The sequence below is a fragment of the Halobacteriovorax marinus SJ genome (assembly GCF_000210915.2).
Taxonomy (GTDB): domain Bacteria; phylum Bdellovibrionota; class Bacteriovoracia; order Bacteriovoracales; family Bacteriovoracaceae; genus Halobacteriovorax; species Halobacteriovorax marinus.
This window is the reverse complement of record NC_016620.1, coordinates 867,363-893,551: the sequence shown is the minus strand read 5'-3', so window position 1 is coordinate 893,551 and position 26,189 is coordinate 867,363. Positions and strand designations below refer to the sequence as shown.

Here is a 26,189-nt window from a genome sequence, read left to right as displayed (position 1 = left end):
CTACCCCTGTTGCTCTACCTGTTTTGCCTCACCTTTTCTAAGAGAGAAAAAGATTGAAGGAAGTAAGCTTGAAATCAATGTATAGAAAATAAGTGCATAAATAAGTTTTGAATCTACCTCTCCTCTATTTCTTAGAGCTCCCGCTGCAACTAAACCAAAGATAAGTGTTGGCATGAGAGAGAGAGAAATCTGATAAGGCTTATTGATAAATTCCTTTAAGATATACTTTAAACTTGAGCTTGTTAGAATAATTCTAAGTGGCACAAAGATCACGATGAAAATTATACCTAGAATAAAAGAGTCCATCGTTAGCTCACCAACAGAGATCTTAAGCCCCGCTTGAAAGAAGTAGAATGGAAGAAAGACATTAAAGAATCCAGCGAGAGCGCTAAAGAGCATTTGCTCATCGTCTTTAAAAATTTTGTGCTTAAATCTTGAACCAATTAGACCTACGATGAAGGCCCCTACTAGATAGTATGTTCCTAGTTCTTTAGAAATAACTCCGGCAGTGAGGGAGAGAACAACTAGGAATGGGATTTCTGAATTTGGAGCATATGGGGAAATAAATTTAAAATAGAGCTTAAAGATAAGCGGAAGAAATGCAAAGAGGGCCGCGAAGAAAATCAATGATATCAACATTGATTTAATATCGTGCCCTTGCAGAGCAATGAACAGCAGCACGACTGACATCAACTCCTTACTAATTGCCTTAGACTTCACCCAATACTCTTGGTCTTCTCCCATATTAAACGAGTGCATAGAGTTCATGATAAAACCTGCTGAAGGAGTAAAGATCCCCAGAGCGAGAATTGTTGCACTTGGATAGCTGAGATCAAAAAACTCACTCAGTCCTAAAACCATTAGCAAAATAACAACGAGAGATTTTCCGATATACTTAGAGAGGTACTTTCCGTCACTCTTTAATTCTCCAAAATCCACTTCAAGTCCAGCGAAGAGAAAGAGTGAAGTAATGCCAATTTGAGAGAGAAACCTAAAGAGTCGATCATCCTGAATTGTAGGATCAATCATCGAGAACATTATCCCGATAACGAGGGCCGTGATTCCAGATGGGAGTCGAAACCTAAGTAGTAATTTTGGAAGAATAAGAACTAGTGTGAATATTGCTAGATATTCAAGGTCATTTGTAATTGATAGATTCATTTGTCACCTTAATATAGTATTTAGAAAATTTTATCCTAAAAATAATGAATTAAGTACACTTCTATGTATTTGAACTCCTGTGGAGTGGCGCGCCACGCATCAAAACCCACTGATTACAGATATTCGGCTAAATCGAAGCTCAAAACTTACTTCGTGAGTGTGTTTTGCTGGGGTGTTAAGATAAGGGAGTACTAACAAGGAGGAAATATGGAATCACAACTTGATAACCTCTACCCTGTTAAAAAGGGAAAATTGGCCAAGGATAAAGACGAGAACTTCATGCTCTTAAATAGCGAGGGGAAGGCCTACTCTACAAACTCTGCCATTTTACTTATATGGGAACTCTGCTCAGGAGAATCCTCCGTAACTCAACTTTGTAATGAGCTACGTGCGAATTCTAAGAATAACTCTGTCGATCTAACAGAGAAGGTTTCTGAGATCATTGAAAAACTGAACAAAGCAAAACTCGTAGAGTTTAAGAGATTAGAACACTAAAATCACTTCAACAAATCATCTGAAACTTCTGATACTTCAATCTGTAAATCAACATCTTCATATCTCTCTGGAACATATGAGAGTTTTGTTTGGATTAACTCTTTAAGCTTTCTTATGGAAATCAATCCCTCATCATTCTTCTTCCAAATTGCAAAGAGAGAAACCTTAATGGGCTCATCAAGTTGGAAAGTTTTAAGACCAGGATATTCCTCTAGAGGATTCTTAGGAATAAACATCACACAACGACCTCTATCACAGAGTTTATTTACAAAGTCAGAGTGATCACTGAAGATTTTCTCCTTAGGAATAATCCCCTTCTTTCTAAGGTACTGGTAAATCGTTCGATTCAAACTCTTATCCCAGCTATTCTCTGCAAAAGGAATATTCACAAGAATATCTTTCTCGCTCTTAAATTTATTGTACAGATCCAGCGAACAACAAAAGACAACTTCGAACGAGCCGATCTCTTGATAGTCCAAACTCTTTCTCTTAGGCTTTCGAAGAGATATCCCCCAATCAATATTTCCTTGAATAAGATTCTCTACCAAAATATCGTGCTCTGATTGCCTAATGGTGTTCACTGTACCGTAGGGAGTATAGAGGTCCCAATACTGGGAAGCAAACTCACAAGCAAGATCATATGTAATCGTCTCCTCGATACCAACATTCACTGGATATCCGCCAACCACATCATCTGAAAAGTGCTCAAGTATCTTACTCCCCTCTTCAAAAATAACTCGAGTCTTATCAAATAACTGAGCGCCATCGGTTGTGAGAGAAAGCCCTTTGGGACTTCTAACAAATAACTTCTTATTAAATTTTTCTTCTAATTTCTTTAACTGCTCACTAAGAGTTGAAGAAGCCGTTCCAATATTCTTAGCACCCTTCTTTAAAGACTGCGCCTTGGCCACTTCATAAAAGCAGTAGAGATGATTCCAATTAATATCTTTTAATTTATGCATACTTTCCTCAGTTAGTTAAATACGAATATATCTTATTCTAACTGAGGAAATACCGAACAACAATAACCAAACGACCCATTCGGATAAACCGAACGCAACAAGACTTAACTACTTGAAATTAAATTAGTTTTCCAATGGTTAAGGTGAAAGCTAACCCCTTCTTGCTGCAGCCTCTTCAGAAGGCTTGTTCGCATATCATTTCGAAGCTCCCACGCATCACTAGGATTATCGGCCCAGGCAGCGACCCAACATCTAATTGAATCCTTCTCTAGTCCCATTACCCAAAACGTCGGCTCTTCCGTATTTGCAAAATACTTGGACTTCAATGGACTTTCTTTCGCCCATTTCTCAAGCTCCTCTAGATCTGTCTCAGGAGAAACATAGAACTCGATATGGGCCCAAATATACTGATCGTTAATTGTGAGGTTTTGAATTTCTTTTTGAATTAACTTTGAATTTGGAATAACAACTCTATTCCAATCCCATTTCTTTACGATGGAATAAGTTAAGCCGATTTCTTCAATTAAGCCGTAGTGATCGTCAATGATGACGGTATCACCAATCTTAATAAACTTAAAAAATGAGATCACAACTCCAGAGAATAAGTTTTCCAAGAAAGGTCTTAGAGACACACCCGCTATAACAGAGAGGATGGCCGCAATTATTGAAATATAAACAGAGGGAATACTTCCTAGATAAGGAATAAAGACAACGATAGACCATATTCCAAAGAGCGCAAGGGGTAGAGCTTTACTGATGAAAGAGAAACGGTCTTCAATAGCATGAATCCCCCTCTCTTTAATATCTTTTTCATCATTTTCAACGGGAGAATCTGTTTCTACAGCTCCATGAATCTCCCTTTTCTTTATATTCTTTAACTTTAATTTTTCAGCTCTCTTAATCTTTAAACGAAAATATAGATATAAGAGGATAAAAATTATACTCACACCCAATGGGTATGAGTATACGGCGAGCTCTTCTAGCATTCACTTTCCTTAGGTACATACTCAGTAAGTTTAGATAATACAAAGTATGTCAGAAAACCTGCAATCATTCCAGGAGCAACTTCAAACATTGTTCCTCCAAGCCCAATTGCTCTCCAGATAACTGTAACTATAACTCCAGAGAGAACTACAGCAATTGCACTCGCTTCAGTTAATCTCTTTCCTATTGCAAAGAGAAGTAAGAGTGGACCAAAGGCTGCCGATAAAACAGACCATGATATAAGAACAAGTTCAAAAACATTCTTACTACCATAGAGTGCAATCAATAGTGCCATCACTGTCACACACGCTGTTGTAAGCTTGGTAATCCATAAATTTGATTTTCCTTTTGGAAAAATATCCATTGTAAACGCCGCTGAGCAACTCAGAATTTGTGAGTCAGCTGTAGACATAGTGGCAGAGAAAATTCCCGCTAACACAACTCCAATTAATACTTTTGGAAGTAGCGCCTGACTCATTAGAGGAAGTGCTAATTCAGCATCAAAGTTGCTGGCCTCTGGTAAAATCAGTCTCGCAGTAAGCCCTACACCAATTGTTAATGCGTAAAAAGCAATATACCAAGCATAGTAGTAAGCACGTGTCTTATTCATACTTTCAGAATTATTTATAGTCATAAATCGAATCATGATATGTGGTTGACCGATAATTCCGAAACCACCGAAGATCCAACCAACAATAAAGAGAAAGACTCCCATAGAATTATCAATGGCAAGTCCAGTTGGGATTACACTCAGGTACCCTGGTGCCACAGAATTTAAATTTGATAAGTAAGATGAGAATCCACCAGTATTGCTCACACCAACAAAGAATAACATTGCCATCGCAAAAATCATGACAATAGATTGAGCAGCGTCAGTCCAGATAGACGCTCTAAGTCCACCAGATAGGCAGTAAGCAAAAACGATAATACTTCCAATTATTGCTCCCGTACTATAGTCCCAACCAAAGAGAACATGGAGAGCCTTACTTCCGGCCTTAAACTGAGCGGCAGCATATACACCAAGGAAGAGAACAGTTATAACACCTGCTAACAACCTTAATTTTTTAAAGTCTTCACCATACCATCTTGAAAGAACCCCTCCAAAACTTAGCATATTCTTCTCTTCTGCTTGTACTCTAAGTTTCTTGTGAACAAAATTACTTACAATGTAATCACCAAAGATCCATCCAACCATTAGCCAGATAGATTGTAACCCGCTGGTATATGTATAACCAATCATACCAATAAACATATATCCACTATTATTAGTCGCAACCGCAGAAAGGGCGGCCAACCAAGGTTTGATATCTTGTCCCGCCATTAGGTAGTCTGAATTATTCTTCTTACTTTTAAGAGTTGAGGAAACTCCTATCAATACAAATAGAAGTAGAAAAAATAGAAAACTATAAACCACCATAGGTTGAATCCTTTTTTTAAAAATTAATATTATGTTTTATTTAATTAGAAACTTAGTCGCTTGTACCAGACATTCATACTCTCAATGCTGCCTGATATATTCGTATTATTCTTTAGCGTTCCCGCAAATGAATAATCTCTTCTTGAAAAAGTAATATTCATCCCAAACGATTTTGAACGAGCAATAGTATAAGCTGTTTTAATTCCTGCCAGCTTCATCTTTAAATCCATTAAAGAGAGGAGTTTATGGGAAATTCCTTTACCTCGATACTCTGGGAGTGTTGCGAAGTCAGTCATTTCAACATTCTCTGCATCGTAGTCAATTTCACAGGATGAAACAGCAATGATTTTCCCATTAACCTTTGCACCAAAAATCCTGACGTTCTCTTTTAGAGAATCCAGAACATACTTTGGATCAAAGATGGGAAAAGGATAAGTTTTAAAGACAACTTTATAGATTTTTACAATATCATCTACGTCATCTTCACTTAACTCTTCAAAAGTCATTTCTTCATCTATATTTTTTGAACTATTTTTTTTCTTTTCAGCAAGCTTTACAACGCTAGCAATAGATTCATCATCAATTTCTTCTCTTTGATCATCGAGATACTTTGAGAAGAAATAACCATCCCTACTTCCGTTGTATAGATTTGGAACTTTTGCTTCAAGGCTATACTTGCCTTCACCAAAGTACTTTGCACTTAGGTTAGAAACCTTCGCAAAGATTTTGCCATAGTTTTTACGCTTGGCCAGACCTTCAATTTTACTTATTGCTTTTGAGATATCGCCGGACTTCGCCAGCTTCATAATATAGAGACGATCATTATACTTCCCATGTTGAGTCAGGGAGCCATCGACGCTTTCTAGCTGGTCGTAATTCATCTTTACTATCTCTCTTCTTAAATTATTTTATAACCTAGATAAGCAATCTTTCTTAGTCTTAAGACCTGTTCTCACAGAACCGAGTGATCTCTTGAAATTCATCATTTGAATTTCATTCTCAAGATCTCTCTCACGAGCAGTCTTCTCTTCTTCTGTTAAATTTTCTTTTTCAATGTCTTTCTTTTTTTCGTAATTTTTCATAAATCTATCATAGCTAAAGATTTCAAAATACCGAAGATGTTATACACCCTATTCGATTTTACCGAACCAGCTATGTACTTCTAACTACTTAGTTAGGAAAAACAGCTCTCAAATAGTCGATTATTCAACTCTAGATTTTTCTTCGTAAGGAGAAGGTCGCATCCATCCTCTTCGCTTAAACATGTTCTAAGCTCAGTAATTCTCTCTTTTAAAAACTCTCTCGTTAGTTTTTCATTTCCATATTCAATAAATCTTTCACTACCTTCGTTTAATAAAATACTCATATAGAACTCCTTATAAGTAGACCTATAAACTATCTCGTAACTCCTTTCACTCTTCAATATGAGTTACAAGCAATTAGGATTATTCGAATAAGAGAACTCCTAACTTTGAATTGATCTATCTTTGTCCTATGATGAAAAGAACATGGAGGTTTGAATGTTTATTAAAAGAGGTCATTACAATAAAGAAAGAACGACAGATCGTTCAAATCCAATCCTCAATAACCCTGAAGGAAAGTCCTTTCAGGTCACTTATATGTCTGCATTTATCTGGGAAGCACTTGACGGTGAAACTTCAATAAATGAAATCTCTCAAAAAATTGAGGAAACAAGTAAAGTAGATAAGCCAGAGTTAAGCAATATCGTAGAGAGTATTGTTCATCAGCTTAGAGATGTTGGCCTAGTAGGCAGAATAGGATAATTATGATCATGAAGAAATTAATCTTCGCTCTCATTCTTGGTTTCCTTGCAATTCAATTTGAAACGCAAGCAGCTTGCACAATCAAGTACAAAAGTAACTTACGTGGAGATGCAACAACACATTCATCAATTGTTAGTGCACTCCCTAAGTACACTCCATTAATCATTCTTGAAAAAAATGGAGACTGGTTCAAAGTAAAAGGAATGAAATTTGAAGGCTGGCTCTTTCACTCACTCTTAGACGAAAACTTAGAGTGTATGTCTGTAAAAGATACTGCGAATGCCTTTTGTCCAACAAAGAACGAACAACATAAGAGGGCCATTGAATATAACGAGGGCTTTAAAGTTTTACGCAAAGAGATTGGATGTAATTTAGTGCTTGATAGAAATAGAAGGCAGCTTTGGTTAAACAATACAAATGTTTTTCCAGAAACTGCCTCTATGAAGATTCGATTTAATTAGTACTTTACACCACAACCATAAGGCTTGCTCTTCGCAACTTTTACTTTGCCAGAGCTCTTTAAATCTTTAACTGCTTCTTTGACATAATTCACAGCTTTCTTGATATCACTCTTTGCCGCACTTGCAATACTATCAATGGCACCATAATACTTAACGATTCCATCTTCACCAATATAAACCATTTGAGGCGTAGTCTTGGCTCCGTATAATTGTCCAACTTTTCCATCTAAGTCCAATAGCATGTGATCGGCCTTAGAACTCTCCTCTTCCAACATATCCTTTGCAACTGAGCTAGAAGAGAGATGACCCTGCTTTCCTTTTGCGGAAGAAACAATAGATACCCAAGTTCCACCAGTTTCCTCTTTAAAAAACTTCTGCGTATCTTGCATATTATTAGAGTCGTAATGCTTTCTTACAAACGGACATCCATCGTTAAACCACTCAAGCATAACTGGTTTTTTTAGACTAGATAAAGAGACGAGCTTACCGTCTTGTCCTAGTAATTTAAAATCTGGTGCTTTATCACCAGGAGACATTGCAAATAAACTCGATGAAAATAGAAAGGCGAATAATAACTTCTTCATATAAACTCCATTTAGATTTTTTTTAAATTATAACCTAATTTATGAAGTTGAATGAATAAGTTTATCTTAGACAAGTTAGACTTTTAAAAGCTCGATCCCGGACTTCGATATGGCTATCTTCTTGTCCTTATAGAGCATACCAATTGCGGCTTTAAAGGTCTTCTTACTCATATTTAGACTGCGTTTAATATCCTCCGGAGAACTCTTATCATTTAAGTGACTTGAGCCTCCTTGATCCTTAAGAAACTCTAAAATAACTTCCTTTGAATCAAGCATATTCTTAACGCCAAGAGGTTGCAGAGAAATATCAACTAGACCATCATCTCTAATTTTCTTAACATTGGCCGAGTATTTACCTCCGACTTGAATATCTTGAAAAATTTCTGAGTCATAGATCATACCGATAAACTTCTTATTGATAATCACTCTATATCCAAGTTCTGACTTATGGGCGACAACGATCTCAACTTCATCACCTTTAGTGATATCAAAGTTAGACTCACTGATATACTTCCCAAGCTTTGTACTTCCAAAGACTCGATCAGTCTCCTCTTCAATACAAACCCTAACAATATGATCTTCAAACTTTCTGACTCTCATTTTCTGTTGGTTACCAGGAACAAGTAGGTCTTTATCAATTCCCCAATCAAAGAAAGCGCCGAATTCTTGAACTTCAATGGCCCTCATAAGGGCATATTCGCCCACTACTGCACTTGGAGTCTGATCAGTGGCAACGAGTTTTCCGGCAGTATCGACATATACAAATGCATCAACTGCTTGACCCACAACTGGACTTAACGGCCCTAGGTTATTGGGCATAAATACCTCATCAATCTCATCAGAGAGCTTTAAAAATGACCCTCCATCAGAAACACGACTAATAACCATTTTATTTATTTGACCAATTTCAACCATGAATTCTCCTAAAAGCACAAACTATGCTTATTTGAATAAAGAAGCAACGTATTTTAGAGAAGAGGGAAAAAACACCTACATTAAGATATATTTACTAAATTCATTTAACTTTTTTTCCGAATAGTTCCATAAGCTATGAAAATTAAATACCTGATCAGTATATTATTTAGTGCTCTCGCCTACTTTATTGCTGCGAGATTCTCACTACTACTAGCAATTCCACCTGGTTTTGCTAGTGCTGTTTGGCCTCCAGCAGGTATTGCGCTGGCCTGTCTCTTCTACTTTAGAGAGAGCGCTGTTGTTGGTATTTTATTGGGATCATTTTTGGCCAACTTCTGGCCTCATATATCAGTAGAAGACTTCTCTCTAGTGCAGAGGCCATTTATAACAGCCTTTGTAATTGCGGTTGGAGCGAGTTTACAATCCCTGATCGTTTATAGAGCAGTACTCTACTTTGATAACAGCAATCTTAAGCTAGATACAAAAGAATCCATATTAAAATTTCAATTTATCACTGGCCCTATTGGGTCGTTAATAAGCTCATCTATTGGAGTGAGTACACTATTTTTTTCTGGAATAATCACAAGCCAATCATTTCTCTTTTCTTGGTTTAATTGGTGGGTTGGAGATGCGATTGGAGCTCTCGTTTTCACACCTCTCTTTTTAACCTTTATAAGAAAAGGAAATACTCTATGGAAGAGTAGAATTTTAAGTTTCTCTATTCCTATAATCCTTTTATTTTCACTTATCGTTTTCTTCTTCTTAAATGCTAGAGAGTGGGAAAAGAGTCGACTAGAGAATAACTTTATTTCCAGATTTAATACCTTCACCACAATGTTTAGAAATTATATCTACTACTATGAAGATACAATTAACTCTACTCAAAGCTTCTTTGAAAGTTCCGAATTTGTAGAAGAAGAATCCTTTGAAAAATTTACTTCTAATATCATTAGAAATAAGTCTGGAATAAGAGCAATCTCATGGAATAAAGTTGTCGCAAAGGAAGATCTAGAATCCTTTATAGATATGAAGAGAAAGAGTGGGCACGAGAGTTTTAGAGTTACTGAAAAAGATAGTGATAATAGAATTATTCCTGCTAGATCTAGAGATGAGCATGTCATCGTTTCCTATATCTATCCTTTTGAAGAGAATAAATTGGCCCATGGTCTTGATATCTCCTATTCTCCAAAGAGAGTGGAAACATTAGTTAAGGCCAATAAGCTAAGAGATACATTTATCACAGCTGATATTACTTTAGTTCAGGATAGAAATGAGCTCTACCCAAAAGGATTTCTCACACTAACTCCTGTTTATAAGAAGTATGGTCTAAATGAAGTTGATGGCTATGTTGTAGGAGTCTTCAATTATAAGAAAATGATTGATGAAATTTTCAAAGAATTAGATACTAGCGGATTAGAGCTATATCTCGCAGATCAAACTTATAATATCATCTATTCGAATGTAGATAGACTCCACACATCTAAATACCCCGAAATCAATTCAAATTCAGTCATGCAGGTGAATGGGGATTTTACAAAAGAATATAATCTTAAATTTAAGAATAGATCTTGGAAGTTGATTATCAATCAGACAGGAAATGACAATACTACTCATCAAACATGGTACGCATGGTATGTTCTCGCTGGAGGACTATTTGTACTCAGTATTATCTCTTCTTTTCTTCTCATTGTGACGGGTAAAGAGAATAGGTTAAAGCTAGTAACGAAGAAATTAGAAGAATCAGAAAATGATCTTAAACTCGCCAATGAAGAGCTAGAGGCTAAGGTTAGAGAAAGAACAAAGAAGTTAATTCACGCCAATGAAGTCAAATCAAACTTTTTGGCGAATATGAGTCATGAAATAAGAACTCCTCTTAATGGTATTCTAGGTATTTCTTCCCTACTCTATGAGAGAATGGAGAAGAAAGAAAATATTGAATATCTAAATATTATCAAGAGAAGTAGTGAAGATCTCTTACAAATTATTAACGATATTTTAGACTTCTCAAAGATAGAGTCCGATGGTATCGAATTAGAGAGCTTACCTTTTGATCTTCATAAAGAATTAGAAGATATTAAGAATCTCATGATTAGTTCGAGTACTTCTCAAAATAAAATTGAAATCTTTTGGGACAACGATCTCACCAAAGTTTACACATCCGATCGACTGAGAATTAGACAAATTCTAATCAATCTTATTGGTAACGCTAATAAATTCACAACGAATGGAAAGATAGAGATCACAGTCAAAGAGCTTTCCTCTAGTCAGGAGATCTCTAATTTGCAAATTATTGTAAAAGATAATGGGATTGGTATTCCTGCAACATCTCAGAGTAATATTTTCAAATCTTTCACTCAAGCTGATATCTCAACAACGAGAAGATTTGGAGGAACAGGACTAGGTCTATCTATTAGTAAGGCCCTTGCTGAAATTTTTGGTGGAGATATTACTTTTGAAAGTGAGGAGGGCAAGGGAACGACCTTTACCTTTAGTATCTCTCTCACTAAAGCGACAGATAGTGAAATTGAAAACAACTTCAACGCTAGCACAGCTACTCTAGAAGTAAGCGAAAGGGCTAAATCAATATCTGTTCTAATTGCTGAGGATAATAAGATTAATCAAATTGTTATCACCAAAATGCTCTCAAAAGTTGGAATAGAAGCAGAGCTCGTTGAAAATGGCCTAGAGGTTCTAGAGGCCGTTGAGAGAAAGAAGTATGACCTGATCCTAATGGATTGTCATATGCCAGAAATGGATGGTCTAGAGGCAACAAGGAAGATCATTGAAAAGTACAAACAAGATGCACCAATAATTGTTGCAGTTAGTGCTTCAGCCATGAAAGATGAAATACAGACAAGTTATGATGCTGGGATGAGAGACTTTATATCTAAGCCAGTAAAGGTAAATGACTTTATTCGCGTTCTAAATAAATTTTTTAAGGACTAATTTCTTTGTATATATGAGTTGATTTCTTTTAGAAAGTCATCACCATAGCGCTCACACTTATTAGTCCCCACTCCATTGACCATAAGAAACTCGCTCTTATCTCTAGGTAGAAGATGGCACATATCATGAAGAGTCTTATCGCCAAAGATCATAAAGGGAGCAAGTCCATTTTCGTTAGCAATACTTTTACGAATTTTTCTTAAATTATTGAATAGATCATCACGTTGGTGATTCTGGTTTTCAGTTGGAGCGCTTTTTCTTAGTGTAATTTTTCTCTTTTTAAGTAAGAACTCTTCTTCACCTTTTAATAGGGCTTCACTCTTTTTCATTAGGGTGAGAGTTCTATATTCCCAATTACTAATTGCGATATACTTCATATTGAGTAATTGACGAACGATGAGATTCCAATGAGATTTGGTTTCATCTTTTCCAATCCCATAGACCGATAGATTGTGATGCCCTCTCTCTTCAACCTTTGAGTTCTTACTCCCTCTTAAAACGTCCACAATATAATTTGCACCATATCTCTGACCGGTTCTAAAGATAGTAGATAATAATTTTTGTGCATCAACTCTTGCATCCCAAACATCACCCGGATGTAAGCAAGAATCACAATTATCACATTTAGGAGAACTCTCTTCTTCAAAGTATTGTAGTAGAAAGTTCCTTCTACACTTTGTCGTCTCACAAATTGAGAGCATTGAATCTAATTTCTCTCTCGCAACTTTCTTATAATGTTCAGAAGCTTCAGTTGTCTCAAGCATGTGAGAGTGTTTTATTACGTCCTGCAGACCGTATACCATCCACGCATTCGCCGCTTGCCCGTCTCTCCCTGCTCGCCCTGTTTCCTGATAATAACTCTCAACACTCTTAGGTAAATCGAGGTGGGCCACAAAACGTACATCAGGTCGATCTATTCCCATTCCAAAGGCAACAGTTGCGACAATAATAATTCCATCGTCATTATTAAAAGCTTTTTGAACAAAGTCTCTTTCATTAGCGGAGAGACCTGCATGATAAGCAAAGGAGTGATGTCCCCTCTCTTTTAACTTCTTAGATACGGACTCAACCTTCTTTCTTGAAAGGCAATAAACAATACCTGTATCGCCAGCATGATTTTTAGAGATAAATTCATCTAGCTGCTTTATCTCGTCTTCTCTCTCTAAGATTGAATATTTAATATTAGATCTATCGAATGATGAAATATAGATATTAGGTTCTTCCATCTTCAATTGGTACGCTATATCTCTTCTCGTTTTCTCATCGGCCGTCGCCGTTAAGGCCATAAGAGGAGTGCTTGGAAATAACTCTTTCAATAGCCCAAGCCGGGTGTAGTCCGGTCTAAACTCATGACCCCACTGAGAAACACAGTGAGCTTCATCTATGGCAATGAGGGATATATCTATACTCTCTAGGAGACTTGAGTTTCCACCAGAGAGAATTCCTTCCGGGGAAATATAAACGAGTTTTGCTCTCTTGGATCTAATATCAGAAATAGCTTCCTGTCTTTGTTCCGGACTCTGATTAGAATTTAGGTAAACAGCATGAATACCATTAGCAGCTAAATTAGAGACTTGATCGCTCATTAATGAAATGAGAGGTGAAACAACCAGAGTAATTCCCTCTAAGTAGAGAGCTGGAACTTGGTAGCATATAGACTTACCACCACCTGTTGGCATTATCGCCATTGTATCGTGCCCATCTAGTATGGAATTTACGATATCGTGCTGTGATAGCCTAAAGCTCTTGTGGCCGAACTTATCTTTTAAAATCTGATGAATTTGCTTATCTCTCATTGGGAGATAGATTAGCAAAAATTAGATTTATCGCCTATTACAAATTCCCCATTCTTCCAGCATTAAAGTCTTCAACGGCCTGCACCAACTCTTCCTTGGTATTCATTACAAAGGGTCCATATGACGCTACTGGCTCATTAATGGGTTCACCACTCATTAGAAGAATTCTACTGCCCTTGACTGCACTCAGTGAAAGCTCGTCATTTAAGCTCTCAAGACTTAGGGCCACTTCTCCAGAATAAGTCTCATTATTTATAGTTAAAGATCCATCTAAAATGAGAGCAATATAATTTCTGTTTTTAAAATAAGTAGTTTTAAAAACAGAATCTTTTTTAAAGGAAATATCGTAGACATCCATATTTGTATACGTCTCACACTTTCCTTCTAAACCTTCAAAACTTCCGGCAATAACCTTTACATTAAAATCATCGCTTTTAAATCTTTCGAACTCTTCGCTCTTAATACTTTGATAACGAGGTTTTCCCATTTTGTGTTCAGATGGAAGATTTACCCACAGCTGAACCATCGAAAATAGGCCTCCCTTCCTTGTAAAGTTATCGGAGTGAAATTCATCGTGAACAACTCCACTTGCAGCACTCATCCACTGGACATCTCCAGGGCAGATGATCCCTCCGCCTCCACTTGAGTCTCGGTGTTCAACTTCACCAAAGATTGAAAAAGTAACAGTTTCAAATCCTCGGTGAGGGTGAACCCCTACTCCTCTTCTCTCTTTTTCTCTTGGGGAGAACTCGAGAGGAGAGGCGTAATCAAGCATCAGAAAAGGGTTTGTATATTCATAGAGAGAAGTTCCCGGACTCCAAAGAGTGCTTACGTAGAAACCATTACCAACCCAATGCTTTCGACTATTCTTTAAGATTTTTCGTACTCTAGTCGTCTTCATTCTTCTCTCCGCTTATTATTTTTTTACAACTAATTTAAATTTTAAATTAACTTCATTGTGAATCGCTTTATCACCTAAATTCTTAAAGAAGCCTCCAGAACCATAAATCATATCAAACTTAGTTCTATCAAAAGTAAGTGTTCCCTCGTATGAGTTTCCATTCTTCTTATAGTTAAACTCTACTGGATTAGACTTTCCTTTAATTGTAAGAACACCTGAAATCTTAGATCCTGTATCTTTCTTTACAACTAATTTAGCTTCTGGAAATTTCTCTACATTGAAGAAATCATCGCTCTTCATGTGATTTAAAAATTTTGTGGCCCACTCACCCGAGAGATCAGTTACAGTTAGTGAATTAATATCAATAACAAGATCCCCTGATTGAATAAGATTCTTCTCTCCAAACTTTAAATCAGCAGATTTTAATTTTAACTCTCCTGTATGCTCTCCAGTGACCTTTGTTCCCGTCCAAGTAAATTGACTTTTAGTAAGGTCAACGTTTCCAGCAAAAGTTGAAAGTGAAAGAAAAGTTAGAGTGCTTATTAATAATGTTTTCATTTTTAATCTCCTTTTTGATTAGCTTGTAACTAGTATCGATCAAATTCTTTAGTTGCAACAGGAGACACAATCGAGATATACTGTTTCAAAAAAGGAACAATGGACTTAAACCTTCTAAAGACATTCTCTAAGGTATCGGAATTAGGCAGTTTCACAAAAGCTGCCGAAGTTCTAAAGCAGCCTAAATCTCGTGTAAGTAGGGCCATTTCTAGGCTTGAAGACGAGATAGGGCTGGAGTTAATCAGAAGAACAACCAGACAAACTTCACTAACTACTGAGGGTGAAGCTTTCTATAATAGAATCAAAGACCTGATTCATCAGCTTGATGAAGAGATTGATTCACTAAATGATAGTAAGAAAGAAATTAGCGGTGTCTTAAGAATTACTGCCCCTGAAGATCTAGGCCAATCAATCCTTTTAGATATTATTGCCAAGTATAATGACCTCTACCCTAACGTAGAAGTGCAAACACTTTTGACTGGTGAATACCTAGACCTTACCAAGGACAATATTGATCTGGCCTTCAGAGTTGGAAAGTTAGAAGACTCTAATTTAATTCAAAGATCTTTTAAAGATGTACACTTCGTGGCCATCGCCTCTAGAGAATATATTCAAAGATATGGCCTGCCTAAATCTACAAAGGATTTACACCAGCACAAATTACTGACATTTAAAGGTTTCGACTTCAATAATTTAAACTCAGCGAGTTCTCCTGAAGCGCTAAAGTATCAAATAAACACAAGTAGTATTCCTATGCTACTTAATATGGCCCTGGAGGGAAATGGTATCTCCATTGTTCCAAGTTTTTATTGTGAAGAATATATTAGAACAGGAGAACTGGTTCACCTCTTTCCCAAGTGGAGAGGTCCAAAGCATACGATTAAAATTCTTTATACGGCCACCAGTAATTTGTCTAAGAGGACGAGGGCGTTTCTAGACTTAGTCAAAGATTTTCAATAAAATCTTATTTATGAAAGTATTATTTTTAATTATAACACTATTTCTTAGCTTTTCTTGCTCCTCTAAAGATTGGAGAAGTGCTTCGAGAGAAAGTGCTAATATTGCCGTCAAGGCCCATTTACAAAAAGAAGATATCTTCCAAGTTTACTATGCTAGAGCATTCTCTTGGAGAGGGTACTTTGGAATTCACCCTTGGGTTTCGTGGAAGCTGGCCGAAGAACAAAGCTATACTGTTGCTCAAGTGACTTCGTGGAATATTAGAAGAAGTGGTAATGCCATCTCAGTTGCGAAAGATCTTCCCGATAGAAAGTGGTACGACAACGATCCTACACTTCTCTATGAAATAAAAGGTGAAAAAGCGAGAGAAGTTATAGCAAAGACAAAGAAGTTGATTGAAGACTATCCACATAAGAAAGTCTATCGCCTATGGCCTGGACCAAATTCAAATACATTTGTTTCTCACATTATTAGAAATATAGAAGAGCTTCCTCTTGAGTTACCTTCAAATGGTATTGGTAAAGATTATCTAGAGGGAAGCGATATAATTTCTTCAAGTCCTAGTAATAAAGGATTTCAATTCTCTGCTTACGGACTCTTTGGACTTACTCTTGGAGTTGAAGAAGGATTCGAAGTTAATATTCTGGGATTAAATTTTGGTTTAGACCCATGGAGACCTGCCCTTAAACTTCCATTTGTAGGCAGGCTTGGGTTTCAAGATAAAGCAATTACTGATGGACAGTGAGAATTTTTCCACTGTCTGTTGAAATATAGAGTTCACCATCCAATCCAGTTCTCACATTTCTAATTCTCTCACCTAGAGAATCTAAGAGTCTCTCTTCTTTTACTACTTTCTTCTTATCTATTTCCACTCTATGCAGATGTGTATCCCCTAGTGTCGCAAGGAAAAAGCTTCCCTTCCACTTCGAGTTCTTATCCCCTGTATACTTTGTCATACCAGATGGCGATATACTTGGAGTCCAATGAGTTAAAGGTTGCTCCATTCCCTCTTTTGCTTCATCACCTATACTTGGACCCCAATACTCTTTTCCATAAGTAATAACCGGCCATCCGTAATTCTTCTTCTCTTCAATTAGATTCAGTTCATCTCCACCTCTTGGCCCAAATTCACAACTGTAAAGCGCTTTTGAACTCTCGTCATAATAAAGTCCTTGAGGATTTCTATGACCATAACTCCAAATTTCAGGAAGGGCATTCTTAGTAGAGGCAAAAGGGTTCTTTGCAGCAGCTTTACCTTCTAGAGTGAGTCTTAGTATTTTCCCATTGTGATAGTTTAAATCTTGAGCGTACTTTCTCTCCCCTCTATCACCAATACTCATAAAGAGATCTTCTCCTACTCTCTCAATTCTTGAGCCAAAGTGTCTTCCTGTTGAGCTATGTATTTTTGAAGTGAATAAAAGTTTGTGACCGCTTGTCTTAAAAGAAGAATATTTTGATCTTGCCAGGGCGGTAACTACTGTATCTCCAACTTCTTTTGCATACGTATAATAGAGATAAGGAGTGCCCTTCACTTCAAAGTATCGAATGTCGAGAAGACCACCTTGTCCAGTCACCTTAACATCGGGAATATCAACAGAGTGAGACTTCTTAGACTTCAGATCATATTCAACAATCTTTCCGCCCTTTAAACTCATGATGATTCGATCTTTACTAATAAAGTCAAAGCCCCAAATAATATCATTTGTCTTAAAAACTTCTTTAGTTGTTGGAGCACATAAGGTGCTTAAAGAAACGAGAAATAAAAGTAGTGCTCTCAATTTTGTCTCCTATTATAATTGTCAAATTTCTTAAATAAATACATTCCTGCCACCATGCTTACAACAAATAGAGCAGCTGAAGAATTCAAGGCCATTAAGTTAACAATACCTGGTCCTGGACAAATTCCAACTAACCCCCAACCGATACCAAAGAGAGAGGCTCCAATTATTAAGCGTGAATCAATACTCTTCTTTAGTGGGAGTATAAAATCTAGAGAAAAGAGCGGCTTCTTTCTCTTAACAAAGTTAAAAGTTAAAACATTAATAGCAATGGCACCGATCATCACAAAGGCCAGAGAGTAATCCCAACTTCCAAAGATATCTAAAAAGCCAATGACTTTCTTTGGGTTAGTCATTCCTGAAATAACGAGACCTATAGCAAAAAGAAAACCTGACAATAGAGCGACAACGTTCATCATCTAGATAGCCCCCTTTAAAAAGACAGTTACTATTCCTGCGGCCATAAAGACAAGAGTTGCAATGATACTTCTTATTGAGAATCTTGAGATTCCACAAACTCCATGACCAGAAGTGCATCCATTACCAAGCCTAGTTCCAAACCCAACTAAGAGTCCGGCAATAATTATTTCAAACTTTGAATTTAATAACTCGATATTAAACATTGATGGAAAGAAAATTTTAAAGAATAGACCGCCAATGAGAAGACCTACTATAAAGAAATATTTCCATGACTCTTTTGGATCAAAGTCATTTAAAAGATGAGAAAAGATCGAACTGATTCCCGAAATGCGCCCAATTCCTAAGAAAAGAACAGAACTCCCGATCCCAATAATGGCACCTCCCGCTAGAGGCGCTAAGATATTGTCCATAAAACTCTCCATAGATTTTTAAATTATTTTAACATAAGAAATCAAAGAAGAATTATTTTATGGAGATAGTTGAGAGAATTGATCTCTTGTCTAGCCTATTTCTTGAACCTATTTATATATGAACACTTTTGACAGAGATCTTCTACCAGTACTCCATTCTTAAAGCCATCTCGCATAGCACTCGCTCTCTTTCCAGAGAGAATACTTGTTAGAGATTCCTTCTTACAGTCACCAAGATTAATGACGGCTTCTTTATCTAAACAACATGGAACAACAGAGCCGTCAGCATGAATTCCAATATGAGAAAGAATACCATTACATCTTCCCTGCTTACCTTGATATTCATTATCCAATGACGGCCATTCAAATCGAGAGTCAAAGTGTAGATAGAGTCGATTCCAAATTCTCTTAGATTTAATCGCTCCCACTTCAACATTTCTATTAATCTCTATTCCAAAGAATCTCTCTACATAATCGAAGATATCAGAGTTATCAGAATAGGCAGAGTCCTGATTCCACAACCTAAAGTTAATGTAGAGTTCCGGTCTCTTCTCACTGGCAAGAAGAACAAAGTCTAAAATTGGACGAAGATACTCATCCAAGCTCTTATGCGGGAAATTATCTTTAAAAGACTGCAGAGAGAAATTAATTTGTCTCACAACATTTGTAGAGAGAATAAGATCTTGATAGCGCTTTAGTAGAAGTCCGTTAGTCGTTAACTGAATTTGAGTTTGATACTCGCCCGTTATTTCCATTATCTCAGGAAATTTAGGGTGCGCTAGTGGCTCTCCCATGAGATGGAGGCAAATTTCTTGTGCCAGAGGCGCTGCTTCAGAAAGTATTTTATTGAACTCTGCGAGGCTCATTATCTGCTTATCTCTCTCCACCACAGGGCAGAATGAGCACTGTATATTACAGATATTGGAAATTTCAATATATATTCTTTTGAGCATGTCTACTTTCCTATGAAACTTCATTAGCATGAAATCAGCAATGGCACACCATTAAAATGAAATCCCTATTTCGATGATGTAAGTATTGAAGCTTTCTAGGCAATACTGTAGATTGAAAAGACATAATTTTGAGGACTTAATATGTCAGAACTAATATATACAAATGAATCTGGTGACCAGGTTAAAACGAGTCAATTTCTTAAAAATAGAGGGAGTTGCTGTAAGACATCGTGTCTCCACTGTCCCTACAACTTTACACTCAATAAGCATGGACTTGAGTTTGAACAATTGAAGCTAGAGAGTATGGCAAAGGCCCAAAGAATTATCGACGATAATTCCCCTAAAGAAGAGAATAGCGTTAGTGCTAGCTTACTTGCAAGTGCCTTTGGTGGAGCGAAGAAAAAAGACACTATCTCCAAGTTTCAGCTAGACTCCTACCGTATAGTTAAAATTAAAGATCATATTTGCGGTGTTGTGAAAGTCGGAAAGTTAGGTGTAAGTGCTCTCTACTTAAAAGAGCACTTTAAAGACCAAGGACTCACTAAAGATACTGTCGCTAGTTTCTTTAACCCTGAATTATAGAAGAGTTGAAATAAGTCCTAACACAGCGCCAAAGACACCACCCCAAACAACCAGCCAACCGAGGTGCTCTCTAATCATCGTTTGAATGATTTCTTTAACCATTTGTGGAGTGAGCTCATTCAATCTTCCATCGACCATTCCCTCAACATTATCAGCTAAAGAAGAGTTCCCCTCACTACTCTTTGTTAAATTTGAAATAAAGTTTTCATCTTCTATTATCTCTTTAATAATTTCTTTAAACTTAATTTCAAATTGTGGTTTAAGTGGCTCTAAAGCTGCCGCACCACCAAACATGGCCAACATACTTCCAAATTGTGACTCCATGATTGCGTCTTTGAGCTTATTAAAGACTTTATCAAAATCAATTGTTTGAATTATTGAATCTTCTTCAATTTGGATTAAGTTACTTGAGTTGGAACTTAAGAATTTTTCAAAATTCTCTTTTGTAAAAAATTGTTCCATCATCATCGTTTTAATAGCGCTCTTAAAGTCTTCGAACCTCTCAGTTATAATTCCTGAACCATAGAGACCTGGTACCTTTTCAAAGAGCATGTGAATGGCGAGCCAATTAGTGATCGCGCCAGAGAATGAGAAGAGCCCCATTGTTTTTATCTCCTCTCCAAAAACTGGTGAGACAAAACCAATAGCGATTAAAACGATTGAGAAAATATTTGTAACTAAACTCTTATTCATTAATTCAACTCCCTATAAAAAAGCGAATTATAATGACGATCTATTCAATTGGCCATGGCCTAAGTTGTTAGATTTACGTGCTAAATAATTAATGTATTAGTCCATATGTACCGATAAGTTCTATTGAGAGGAAGCATGAAAATTCGACTTATATTAATAACTTATATTTTTTCTTTCTATATTGGGGCGATGCCACTGGCCACTAGTGAATTATCCGAGTCCCTAGAGGGTCAAAACTACTTTACTAATTTGGCCAAAGATCAACCCTACTATACAAGTAGGTGCCAATTCACCATCCCCTTTGATAGAACCGAGCAATTTAAGAAGTCTCGCGCTCTATTAAAGAAGAAGCAAAGTCTTGAGCAAGATATTAGAATCCTCTCTGACATGGTGACTCTCGATCAGAATAATGCCGAGCTAGAGCGCAGAAAGGAAGGCTATCTCTTGAAAGAACAAGAGTTAATTGAACTCTCCTGCCTAGATGACGGGCCTCTTAGACCCTCGCTTCGAGTACACGATAATATCGAAAATATTTTGGCAGTACTCAAAGAAATGAAAGGAGATTACCATTTAGATATTTTAAATAAATCTCAGACCGCCCCTTTTAAAGAATCCTACTCTCACTATGTCGATTATAAGAAATCAGTTGATGATCAAGTGAGAAGAGCAAAGAGAGAACTTCCTCTACGAAAGAGAGAGCTTCAAAAATTACTCAATTCAAATGAATTTAAAACATTAAATGAGAAGTACTCTCAAAATGATTTAGATAAAATTAGAGATAAAGAAATTTCAAAGCCCCCAAGAAATTACGTTATTGTCTTTGAAGGAACAGGCGGATACTCCCCTAAGAAAGCGCATAAGCTCAAGCTCCTTCACGCACAATCTCAATATCAACAAAGTAAAAACTATAAAAAGAAACTAAGCGACTACCTCAGTGATAGTAACCAGCATGAAGATAAGGCCTACCTTCTCCCTACGGGACAAGATACTTGGCCAGGCATGATTTATGGACCTCTCGCGAGTGTCGTTACAGAGATTGACCGAGAGAGAGATTCCAACACTCTTACTAACTGGAACTACTTTCCTTCTGAACCTCAAGGGAAGGCCAGAGATAAGGCCAATGAGTGCTTAGAGGATTACTTCATCTTTCATAAGAAAGTTTATGGTGAATCTCCTCTTCCTACAATTACAGTCATTGGACATAGTAGTGGCGGATATAGTGCTCTACAAATGGCGAATAGACTCTCTAAGTCCTACCCTAAACTCTATATCAAGTTAATTACTATTGACCCTGTTATTCCAATGGAGAGAGCTGCTGCCAATGGAGCGGCAAGAATTCTCAATCCATTTACAGAGGGAAGAATTGGGGATCATTCTGGTAGAGGTATTTTCAAAGTTGAAGGAAAGAATATTAAGGCCATTAACTTCTATCAAAAACAAGATCAAGTGGGCTTAAGTGAAGAAGCCCCTGTTCCTATTCTAGGATCAAAGGTTCAAGGAGCAAAGAATCGCTACATTGACTTCCCCAAAGGTTCATACAATGCAAAGAAGGCCCATGGGGCTATTACCTATGATAAAAGGGTCCTCGAAGATATCGAAGACTTTATCTCACCTTAGTCTCTTTGGTTTAAAGAGTCCTTTAAAAAGAGTAGTAACTCAGCTTTTTGGGACTCACTCATTCTAATAACCTGTCCAGAAATTACAGGATGGGCCATCTCTTTTTTCTTAAAGTTCATATAGCGATTTGTTTCAACAAATAAGCGCTCAGGATAGTTCTCTCCCAAGTACTGATCTAACCAACGACCATTGTAATTATCTATCCCTTTCATTCCACTTCTATAGTGCTCGATTACATCTTCCAATGTTTGGTAAGACCCCGAGTGAAAGTATGGAGCTGTCTTAGAAATATTTCTAAGTGGTGGTACTCTAAATTGGTATTTATCCATTGCATTTTTCGTAATTAAAAAACGCCCTTCATCATTATGTTTGACATCTTTTCCGGGACCGGTTTGAGGAGCAGCAACACCAGCGAATGCAAATCCCCCCAGAAGTGTTCCATTGTGGCAACGAATACACATCCCCCCTTCAAAGAAAACTAGTGCCCCACGCTTTGCTTTAGCACTCATGGCCCCTTGATCTCCTCTTAGGTAATTATCCCAGGGAGTATCATAGACAGCGAAGCGATGTTTTTGAAAGTGAGCTAAAGCATTTGCAAGGTGACCAATATTAATTTCCTCGGCCCTTGGAAAGGAGTCTTTAAAAAGTTTTCTATACTCACCTACTTTAAGAACACGTTCTAAGAGTAACTTCCATGCCTGCTCGTCAGTCTTAGCATTTGCAATTTCATTTGTTCCAGCTCGCCCGCGCATCTCTTCGTGTGATAGTAGTGGAAAGAGTGCTTGTGCCGCAAGCGCACTCCCCAGTGCTTCGGTGATATCCCATCTCTCAGGATAGTCTCCATTTAAAACTTCACTAGGAGTCGTATAAACATCCCAATCACTTCTATAATGAACACGACCATCCCAAAACATGAACTCCATATCATCGTGACCTAAGTTATAAAGTGGGGGTGAATTTCTAGGAATAATTTGTGAAGCATTCTTCGCAACTCTACTCTTTCCTTCTCCGTGACCACCTTCTCCAATTGGAAGAGGAAGACCGTCTCCACTTCCTAGCTCTGGAGAATGGCATGTAGAGCAGCTAATATTTCTATTGCCTGAGAGGAGCTTGTCACTAAAAAGTTTTTCCCCCAAGAGGTACTTCACTTCATTTAAACCTGCCGGTTTCTCCACGGCCTTTAATTGAAAAGTTTTAATATAAGACTTTAATCTTTGATCTAAGACAGTATTGGCCAAAGTGATAGAATTGGAGGCAAAAATCAGTAGTAAAACTTTAAAGATCATCTCTTCTTTCCCAGTAGAAATATGTGTAGTGTGTGGAGGCTGAGATTACGATGACAATGTTTGAGTAGTCAAACAAAAGTCAATTTTAGAGTATTTGCCATGCGAAAAGTTAACGCAGCAAGATATCAGAGAAGAAATTAAATACCGTCTCTCTGTCTTTTGTCTTAGAAAGCTTTGAAAAAAGCCCAAATGACTTAATAACAGCATTACCTTTCATGACGATGACACCATAATTACTTGCAGCACCGTCCCCTTTACCTCTTGAGAGCATTACCCCATCAATTTGAGTCAATTCATACTGGTGCTTGTCACTTCTAAATAAAAAAAGTCTCTTAATCGTTAAATGACTATCTTTTGTTATAAGAATTTCTCTTGGATAAATAAATCCAAGAACTAATATTGGTAAACTCAGGCAAAGAAAGAGACCAAGTAAATCGTAATTTTGGCCATCAATAAATCTATAGACCTGATAGAGTCCTGTGATAAAAATCACTCCACAAAAAAGTAATGTTATAATTGAGGTTTTAATTTTAAGAGTTCTTCCCTTTTCTATTAATTGCATAGCTATAGTTTAGCATTCTTCCTCGTTAAATTAAAATTTAAATGCTAGGCTTATTAGGAAGAAAATTGGAGTTCACTTGCACTATATCCTTACGAAAAATACTCAGTGGATTGAGCCTCTTCAAAGAGAGCTCATCCAAGACCTTGATACTCAATCACAAAAGCTAAGAGGTCTGCCTGTTGTAACAATTGATGAGACAGTAAATCTAGAAAATAAATATATTGCTTTTTCTACAAGTGCACTTATCAATACGAAACTTATTCCAGAGGACTCTATCTCTAAGCAGGCCAATCAAATTGTTGAACTTATAAAAGAAAAAGTCGAGAGTGAAGAGTTCTTAAATTTACATGTCTTTAGTATGACCCAGAAATATGGTGTTATAGAGACAGGTAGAGCAGAAATTTTAAAAGACAAAATATATAAGTCTCTTAGAAAAGAGAGAGTTAAAATCTTGCGCAAGGAATTCAACCCAAGTAAGGCCCATGCTCAAGTTATGATCTTAGATGATCGTAGTGCAGTTATTTCTATTCAATCAAAAGAGGAAGTTTCTAACTATCGCACTCTATACTCTCCCTATATTGGGGGATTCAATAATGTTGAAGACGACAAGAAAGCTCCATCCCGTGCTTTTAAAAAAATTGTTGAAGCTCAAGAGATTATGGGCAAGAAAATATCTGCTGGGGAAACTCTTATTGACCTTGGGGCCTGCCCTGGAGGTTGGACCTATATTGCGAGAAAAAATGGTGCCAGTGTCATTGCAATAGATCGCTCAGAACTTCGAGAGGACTTAATGCTTGACCCAGAGGTAACTTTCTTACAAACCGATGCCTTTAAATATAGACCAGAGGAAACACTCGATTGGGCAGTCTCAGATATAATATCCACACCTGAGAGAGTTATTGAATTGATCGAAACTTGGGTTGTTGGAGAGCTTTGCCACAACTTCATTTTCACCATTAAATTTCAAGGAAGTGATGGGTACAATATCTTAACAAAGTTCAAAGACCTAGCGAAGAAATGCACATTTAATATCATTCTTAAACAACTAAATGCCAATAAGAATGAAGTTACAATTATGGGAAGTAAGCAATCATGACATACTTAATTTATCTCTTTCTCGGTGTCTTCGCAGGAACACTCTCTGGACTTTTTGGTATTGGCGGAGGACTCGTTATTGTCCCAACTTTACTTTTCTGTTTTAAGTACTTAGGATTTTCACCTGAAATTGCCATCCATATGGCCATTGGAACTTCCCTCTCAATCATTGTAGTAACAGCGACAAACTCAGTTTATGGACACCAAAAGAGAAAAGGTATTGACTGGCAAGTCTTTAAGAAAATATTCTTCCCTTTAGTTATCGGTACCTATTTCGGAGGGATGATCTCTAGTAAGCTCTCAGCAAGCTTTTTAGAAATAGTTTTCTCTGTCTATGTCGTACTCGTATCCATAAAAATGTTTCTCGATGTAAAGGTTGATAAAGTTCAAAAAGAGACTTCACTAATCCTCTACTCTTTTGTTGGAGCATTGATAGGATTTAAGTCTGCAATCCTTGGTATTGGTGGAGGTACAATTAGTATTCCCTTTCTCTCATGGAGAGGTTTCTCTATGAAGAAAGCTGTAGGTGTATCTGCCGCCCTGGGACTACCTATTTCAATAGTAGGATCAATCTCCTACATCGTTTCAGGATTAAAAGTTCAAGGTCTCCCCGAGCATAGTCTAGGCTATATATACCTTCCTGCTTTCATCGGTGTGATCATTACTAGTTCATTCTTTGCTCATATTGGAGCGAAACTCTCTCACAGGCTACCTCAGCAAAAGATGAAGAAAGGCTTCGCTATTTTTCTTTCTATTGTAGCAATTAAGATGATTTTCTTCAGCTAAACCACTAAAACTACAGGAATAAAAAACCTGATAGATATATCCTATCAGGACATAAGAAAGTAATATTTTATTCTATCACCGTTTCT

General features: G+C 37.0%; 28 protein-coding genes and 1 pseudogene. 10 read left to right on the top strand and 19 right to left on the bottom strand.

All coding sequences use genetic code 11. The features are described 5' to 3' along the window. A complete protein-coding gene (locus BMS_RS04395; protein WP_014243585.1) occupies nucleotides 1-1,161 on the bottom strand; it encodes a cation:proton antiporter in 1,161 nt (386 codons plus the stop codon). A gap of 207 nt (nucleotides 1,162-1,368) precedes the next feature. On the opposite strand from BMS_RS04395, the gene BMS_RS04390 reads away from it, so the two are divergent. Continuing rightward, a complete protein-coding gene (locus BMS_RS04390; protein WP_014243584.1) occupies nucleotides 1,369-1,656 on the top strand; it encodes a PqqD family protein in 288 nt (95 codons plus the stop codon). 2 nt (nucleotides 1,657-1,658) lie between these two features. Here the strand turns inward: BMS_RS04390 and BMS_RS04385 are convergent, their stop codons facing one another. The 6 genes from BMS_RS04385 to BMS_RS04365 all read right to left on the bottom strand — a co-directional run bounded on the left by BMS_RS04385 (nucleotide 1,659) and on the right by BMS_RS04365 (nucleotide 6,385). Beyond that, a complete protein-coding gene (locus tag BMS_RS04385; protein WP_014243583.1) occupies nucleotides 1,659-2,618 on the bottom strand; it encodes a LysR family transcriptional regulator in 960 nt (319 codons plus the stop codon). A gap of 104 nt (nucleotides 2,619-2,722) precedes the next feature. Continuing rightward, nucleotides 2,723-3,604: a mechanosensitive ion channel family protein gene (locus BMS_RS04380; RefSeq protein ID WP_014243582.1), complete on the bottom strand. Its 882-nt coding sequence runs from the start codon at nucleotides 3,602-3,604 to the stop codon at nucleotides 2,723-2,725. After that, on the bottom strand, nucleotides 3,598-5,019 hold the full coding sequence (locus BMS_RS04375) for a sodium/proline symporter (RefSeq protein WP_014243581.1): 1,422 nt from the start codon (nucleotides 5,017-5,019) through the stop codon (nucleotides 3,598-3,600). Before BMS_RS04375 ends, BMS_RS04380 begins: the two co-directional genes overlap by 7 nt. Nucleotides 5,020-5,063: 44 nt before the next feature. Further along, nucleotides 5,064-5,900, bottom strand: coding sequence for a putative beta-lysine N-acetyltransferase (gene ablB / locus BMS_RS04370; protein WP_014243580.1), 837 nt, complete (start codon nucleotides 5,898-5,900; stop codon nucleotides 5,064-5,066). Nucleotides 5,901-5,927: 27 nt separating this feature from the next. Further along, nucleotides 5,928-6,101 carry a hypothetical protein gene (locus BMS_RS17560; RefSeq protein ID WP_014243579.1) on the bottom strand — a complete coding sequence of 58 codons (174 nt, stop codon included), beginning with the start codon at nucleotides 6,099-6,101 and terminating at the stop codon, nucleotides 5,928-5,930. Between the two features lie 92 nt (nucleotides 6,102-6,193). Next, a complete protein-coding gene (locus BMS_RS04365) occupies nucleotides 6,194-6,385 on the bottom strand; it encodes a hypothetical protein (protein ID WP_014243578.1) in 192 nt (63 codons plus the stop codon). A 154-nt stretch (nucleotides 6,386-6,539) separates the two neighbouring features. On the opposite strand from BMS_RS04365, the gene BMS_RS04360 reads away from it, so the two are divergent. Further along, entirely contained in the window at nucleotides 6,540-6,803 is a 264-nt protein-coding gene (locus tag BMS_RS04360) for a PqqD family protein (RefSeq protein WP_014243577.1), read from the top strand. Between the two features lie 8 nt (nucleotides 6,804-6,811). Then, nucleotides 6,812-7,264, top strand: a complete 453-nt coding sequence (locus tag BMS_RS04355) for an SH3 domain-containing protein (RefSeq protein WP_157868241.1) — start codon at nucleotides 6,812-6,814, stop codon at nucleotides 7,262-7,264. On the opposite strand, the gene BMS_RS04350 is transcribed toward BMS_RS04355, so the two are convergent. Both BMS_RS04350 and BMS_RS04345 read right to left on the bottom strand, forming a co-directional pair. Continuing rightward, nucleotides 7,261-7,848 carry a redoxin family protein gene (locus BMS_RS04350; RefSeq protein WP_014243575.1) on the bottom strand — a complete coding sequence of 196 codons (588 nt, stop codon included), beginning with the start codon at nucleotides 7,846-7,848 and terminating at the stop codon, nucleotides 7,261-7,263. The two genes, BMS_RS04355 and BMS_RS04350, sit on opposite strands and share 4 nt — an antisense overlap. 75 nt (nucleotides 7,849-7,923) lie before the next feature. Next, entirely contained in the window at nucleotides 7,924-8,763 is an 840-nt protein-coding gene (locus BMS_RS04345) for a CvfB family protein (protein ID WP_044557282.1), read from the bottom strand. A gap of 135 nt (nucleotides 8,764-8,898) precedes the next feature. Between BMS_RS04345 and BMS_RS04340 the strand changes: the two genes are divergently transcribed. Continuing rightward, nucleotides 8,899-11,709 carry a CHASE domain-containing protein gene (locus tag BMS_RS04340; RefSeq protein ID WP_014243573.1) on the top strand — a complete coding sequence of 937 codons (2,811 nt, stop codon included), beginning with the start codon at nucleotides 8,899-8,901 and terminating at the stop codon, nucleotides 11,707-11,709. On the opposite strand, the gene recQ is transcribed toward BMS_RS04340, so the two are convergent. From recQ to BMS_RS04325, 3 genes are read right to left on the bottom strand one after another with little or no spacing between them, the layout of a single operon-like run. After that, entirely contained in the window at nucleotides 11,706-13,505 is a 1,800-nt protein-coding gene (recQ, locus tag BMS_RS04335) for a DNA helicase RecQ (protein ID WP_044557872.1), read from the bottom strand. The two genes, BMS_RS04340 and recQ, sit on opposite strands and share 4 nt — an antisense overlap. A gap of 37 nt (nucleotides 13,506-13,542) precedes the next feature. Beyond that, nucleotides 13,543-14,406, bottom strand: a complete 864-nt coding sequence (locus tag BMS_RS04330) for a pirin family protein (protein ID WP_014243571.1) — start codon at nucleotides 14,404-14,406, stop codon at nucleotides 13,543-13,545. A 15-nt stretch (nucleotides 14,407-14,421) separates the two neighbouring features. Beyond that, nucleotides 14,422-14,964 (bottom strand): YceI family protein, encoded by a 543-nt coding sequence (locus BMS_RS04325; protein ID WP_014243570.1) that lies wholly within the window; start codon nucleotides 14,962-14,964, stop codon nucleotides 14,422-14,424. A gap of 99 nt (nucleotides 14,965-15,063) precedes the next feature. Here BMS_RS04325 and BMS_RS04320 point away from each other — a divergent pair, with 99 nt between their 5' ends. Together BMS_RS04320 and BMS_RS04315 are read left to right on the top strand one after the other, a co-directional pair. Continuing rightward, nucleotides 15,064-15,924 (top strand): LysR family transcriptional regulator, encoded by an 861-nt coding sequence (locus BMS_RS04320; protein WP_014243569.1) that lies wholly within the window; start codon nucleotides 15,064-15,066, stop codon nucleotides 15,922-15,924. Nucleotides 15,925-15,934: 10 nt separating this feature from the next. Beyond that, nucleotides 15,935-16,666: a DUF3750 domain-containing protein gene (locus BMS_RS04315; RefSeq protein WP_014243568.1), complete on the top strand. Its 732-nt coding sequence runs from the start codon at nucleotides 15,935-15,937 to the stop codon at nucleotides 16,664-16,666. Here BMS_RS04315 and BMS_RS04310 read toward each other — a convergent pair. From BMS_RS04310 to BMS_RS04295, 4 genes are all read right to left on the bottom strand, one after another. Next, on the bottom strand, nucleotides 16,650-17,699 hold the full coding sequence (locus tag BMS_RS04310; protein WP_014243567.1) for a PQQ-dependent sugar dehydrogenase: 1,050 nt from the start codon (nucleotides 17,697-17,699) through the stop codon (nucleotides 16,650-16,652). The genes BMS_RS04315 and BMS_RS04310 overlap by 17 nt on opposite strands. Continuing rightward, complete coding sequence (locus tag BMS_RS04305) at nucleotides 17,696-18,118, bottom strand: DUF6691 family protein (protein ID WP_014243566.1); 423 nt, start codon at nucleotides 18,116-18,118, stop codon at nucleotides 17,696-17,698. Before BMS_RS04305 ends, BMS_RS04310 begins: the two co-directional genes overlap by 4 nt. Beyond that, nucleotides 18,119-18,529, bottom strand: coding sequence for a YeeE/YedE family protein (locus tag BMS_RS04300; protein WP_044557281.1), 411 nt, complete (start codon nucleotides 18,527-18,529; stop codon nucleotides 18,119-18,121). 95 nt (nucleotides 18,530-18,624) lie between these two features. Beyond that, nucleotides 18,625-19,482, bottom strand: a complete 858-nt coding sequence (locus tag BMS_RS04295; RefSeq protein ID WP_014243564.1) for a radical SAM/SPASM domain-containing protein — start codon at nucleotides 19,480-19,482, stop codon at nucleotides 18,625-18,627. A 141-nt stretch (nucleotides 19,483-19,623) separates the two neighbouring features. Here BMS_RS04295 and BMS_RS04290 point away from each other — a divergent pair, with 141 nt between their 5' ends. Continuing rightward, on the top strand, nucleotides 19,624-20,064 hold the full coding sequence (locus BMS_RS04290; RefSeq protein WP_014243563.1) for a DUF5522 domain-containing protein: 441 nt from the start codon (nucleotides 19,624-19,626) through the stop codon (nucleotides 20,062-20,064). Here the strand turns inward: BMS_RS04290 and BMS_RS04285 are convergent. Continuing rightward, nucleotides 20,059-20,667: pseudogene (locus BMS_RS04285) on the bottom strand (DUF445 domain-containing protein); the annotation flags it as partial. The gene BMS_RS04290 and the pseudogene BMS_RS04285 sit on opposite strands and share 6 nt — an antisense overlap. A 225-nt stretch (nucleotides 20,668-20,892) precedes the next feature. On the opposite strand from BMS_RS04285, the gene BMS_RS04280 reads away from it, so the two are divergent. Further along, on the top strand, nucleotides 20,893-22,374 hold the full coding sequence (locus BMS_RS04280) for a hypothetical protein (protein WP_044557280.1): 1,482 nt from the start codon (nucleotides 20,893-20,895) through the stop codon (nucleotides 22,372-22,374). Here the strand turns inward: BMS_RS04280 and BMS_RS04275 are convergent. Together BMS_RS04275 and BMS_RS04270 are read right to left on the bottom strand one after the other, a co-directional pair. After that, nucleotides 22,371-23,660, bottom strand: coding sequence for a cytochrome-c peroxidase (locus BMS_RS04275; protein WP_014243560.1), 1,290 nt, complete (start codon nucleotides 23,658-23,660; stop codon nucleotides 22,371-22,373). The two genes, BMS_RS04280 and BMS_RS04275, sit on opposite strands and share 4 nt — an antisense overlap. A gap of 109 nt (nucleotides 23,661-23,769) precedes the next feature. Continuing rightward, nucleotides 23,770-24,222, bottom strand: a complete 453-nt coding sequence (locus BMS_RS04270; protein WP_014243559.1) for a hypothetical protein — start codon at nucleotides 24,220-24,222, stop codon at nucleotides 23,770-23,772. 76 nt (nucleotides 24,223-24,298) lie between these two features. Here BMS_RS04270 and BMS_RS16710 point away from each other — a divergent pair, with 76 nt between their 5' ends. Then, nucleotides 24,299-25,318, top strand: coding sequence for an SAM-dependent methyltransferase (locus BMS_RS16710; protein ID WP_014243558.1), 1,020 nt, complete (start codon nucleotides 24,299-24,301; stop codon nucleotides 25,316-25,318). Beyond that, nucleotides 25,315-26,103, top strand: coding sequence for a sulfite exporter TauE/SafE family protein (locus BMS_RS04260; RefSeq protein ID WP_014243557.1), 789 nt, complete (start codon nucleotides 25,315-25,317; stop codon nucleotides 26,101-26,103). Before BMS_RS16710 ends, BMS_RS04260 begins: the two co-directional genes overlap by 4 nt. Nucleotides 26,104-26,189: the final 86 nt, after the last annotated feature.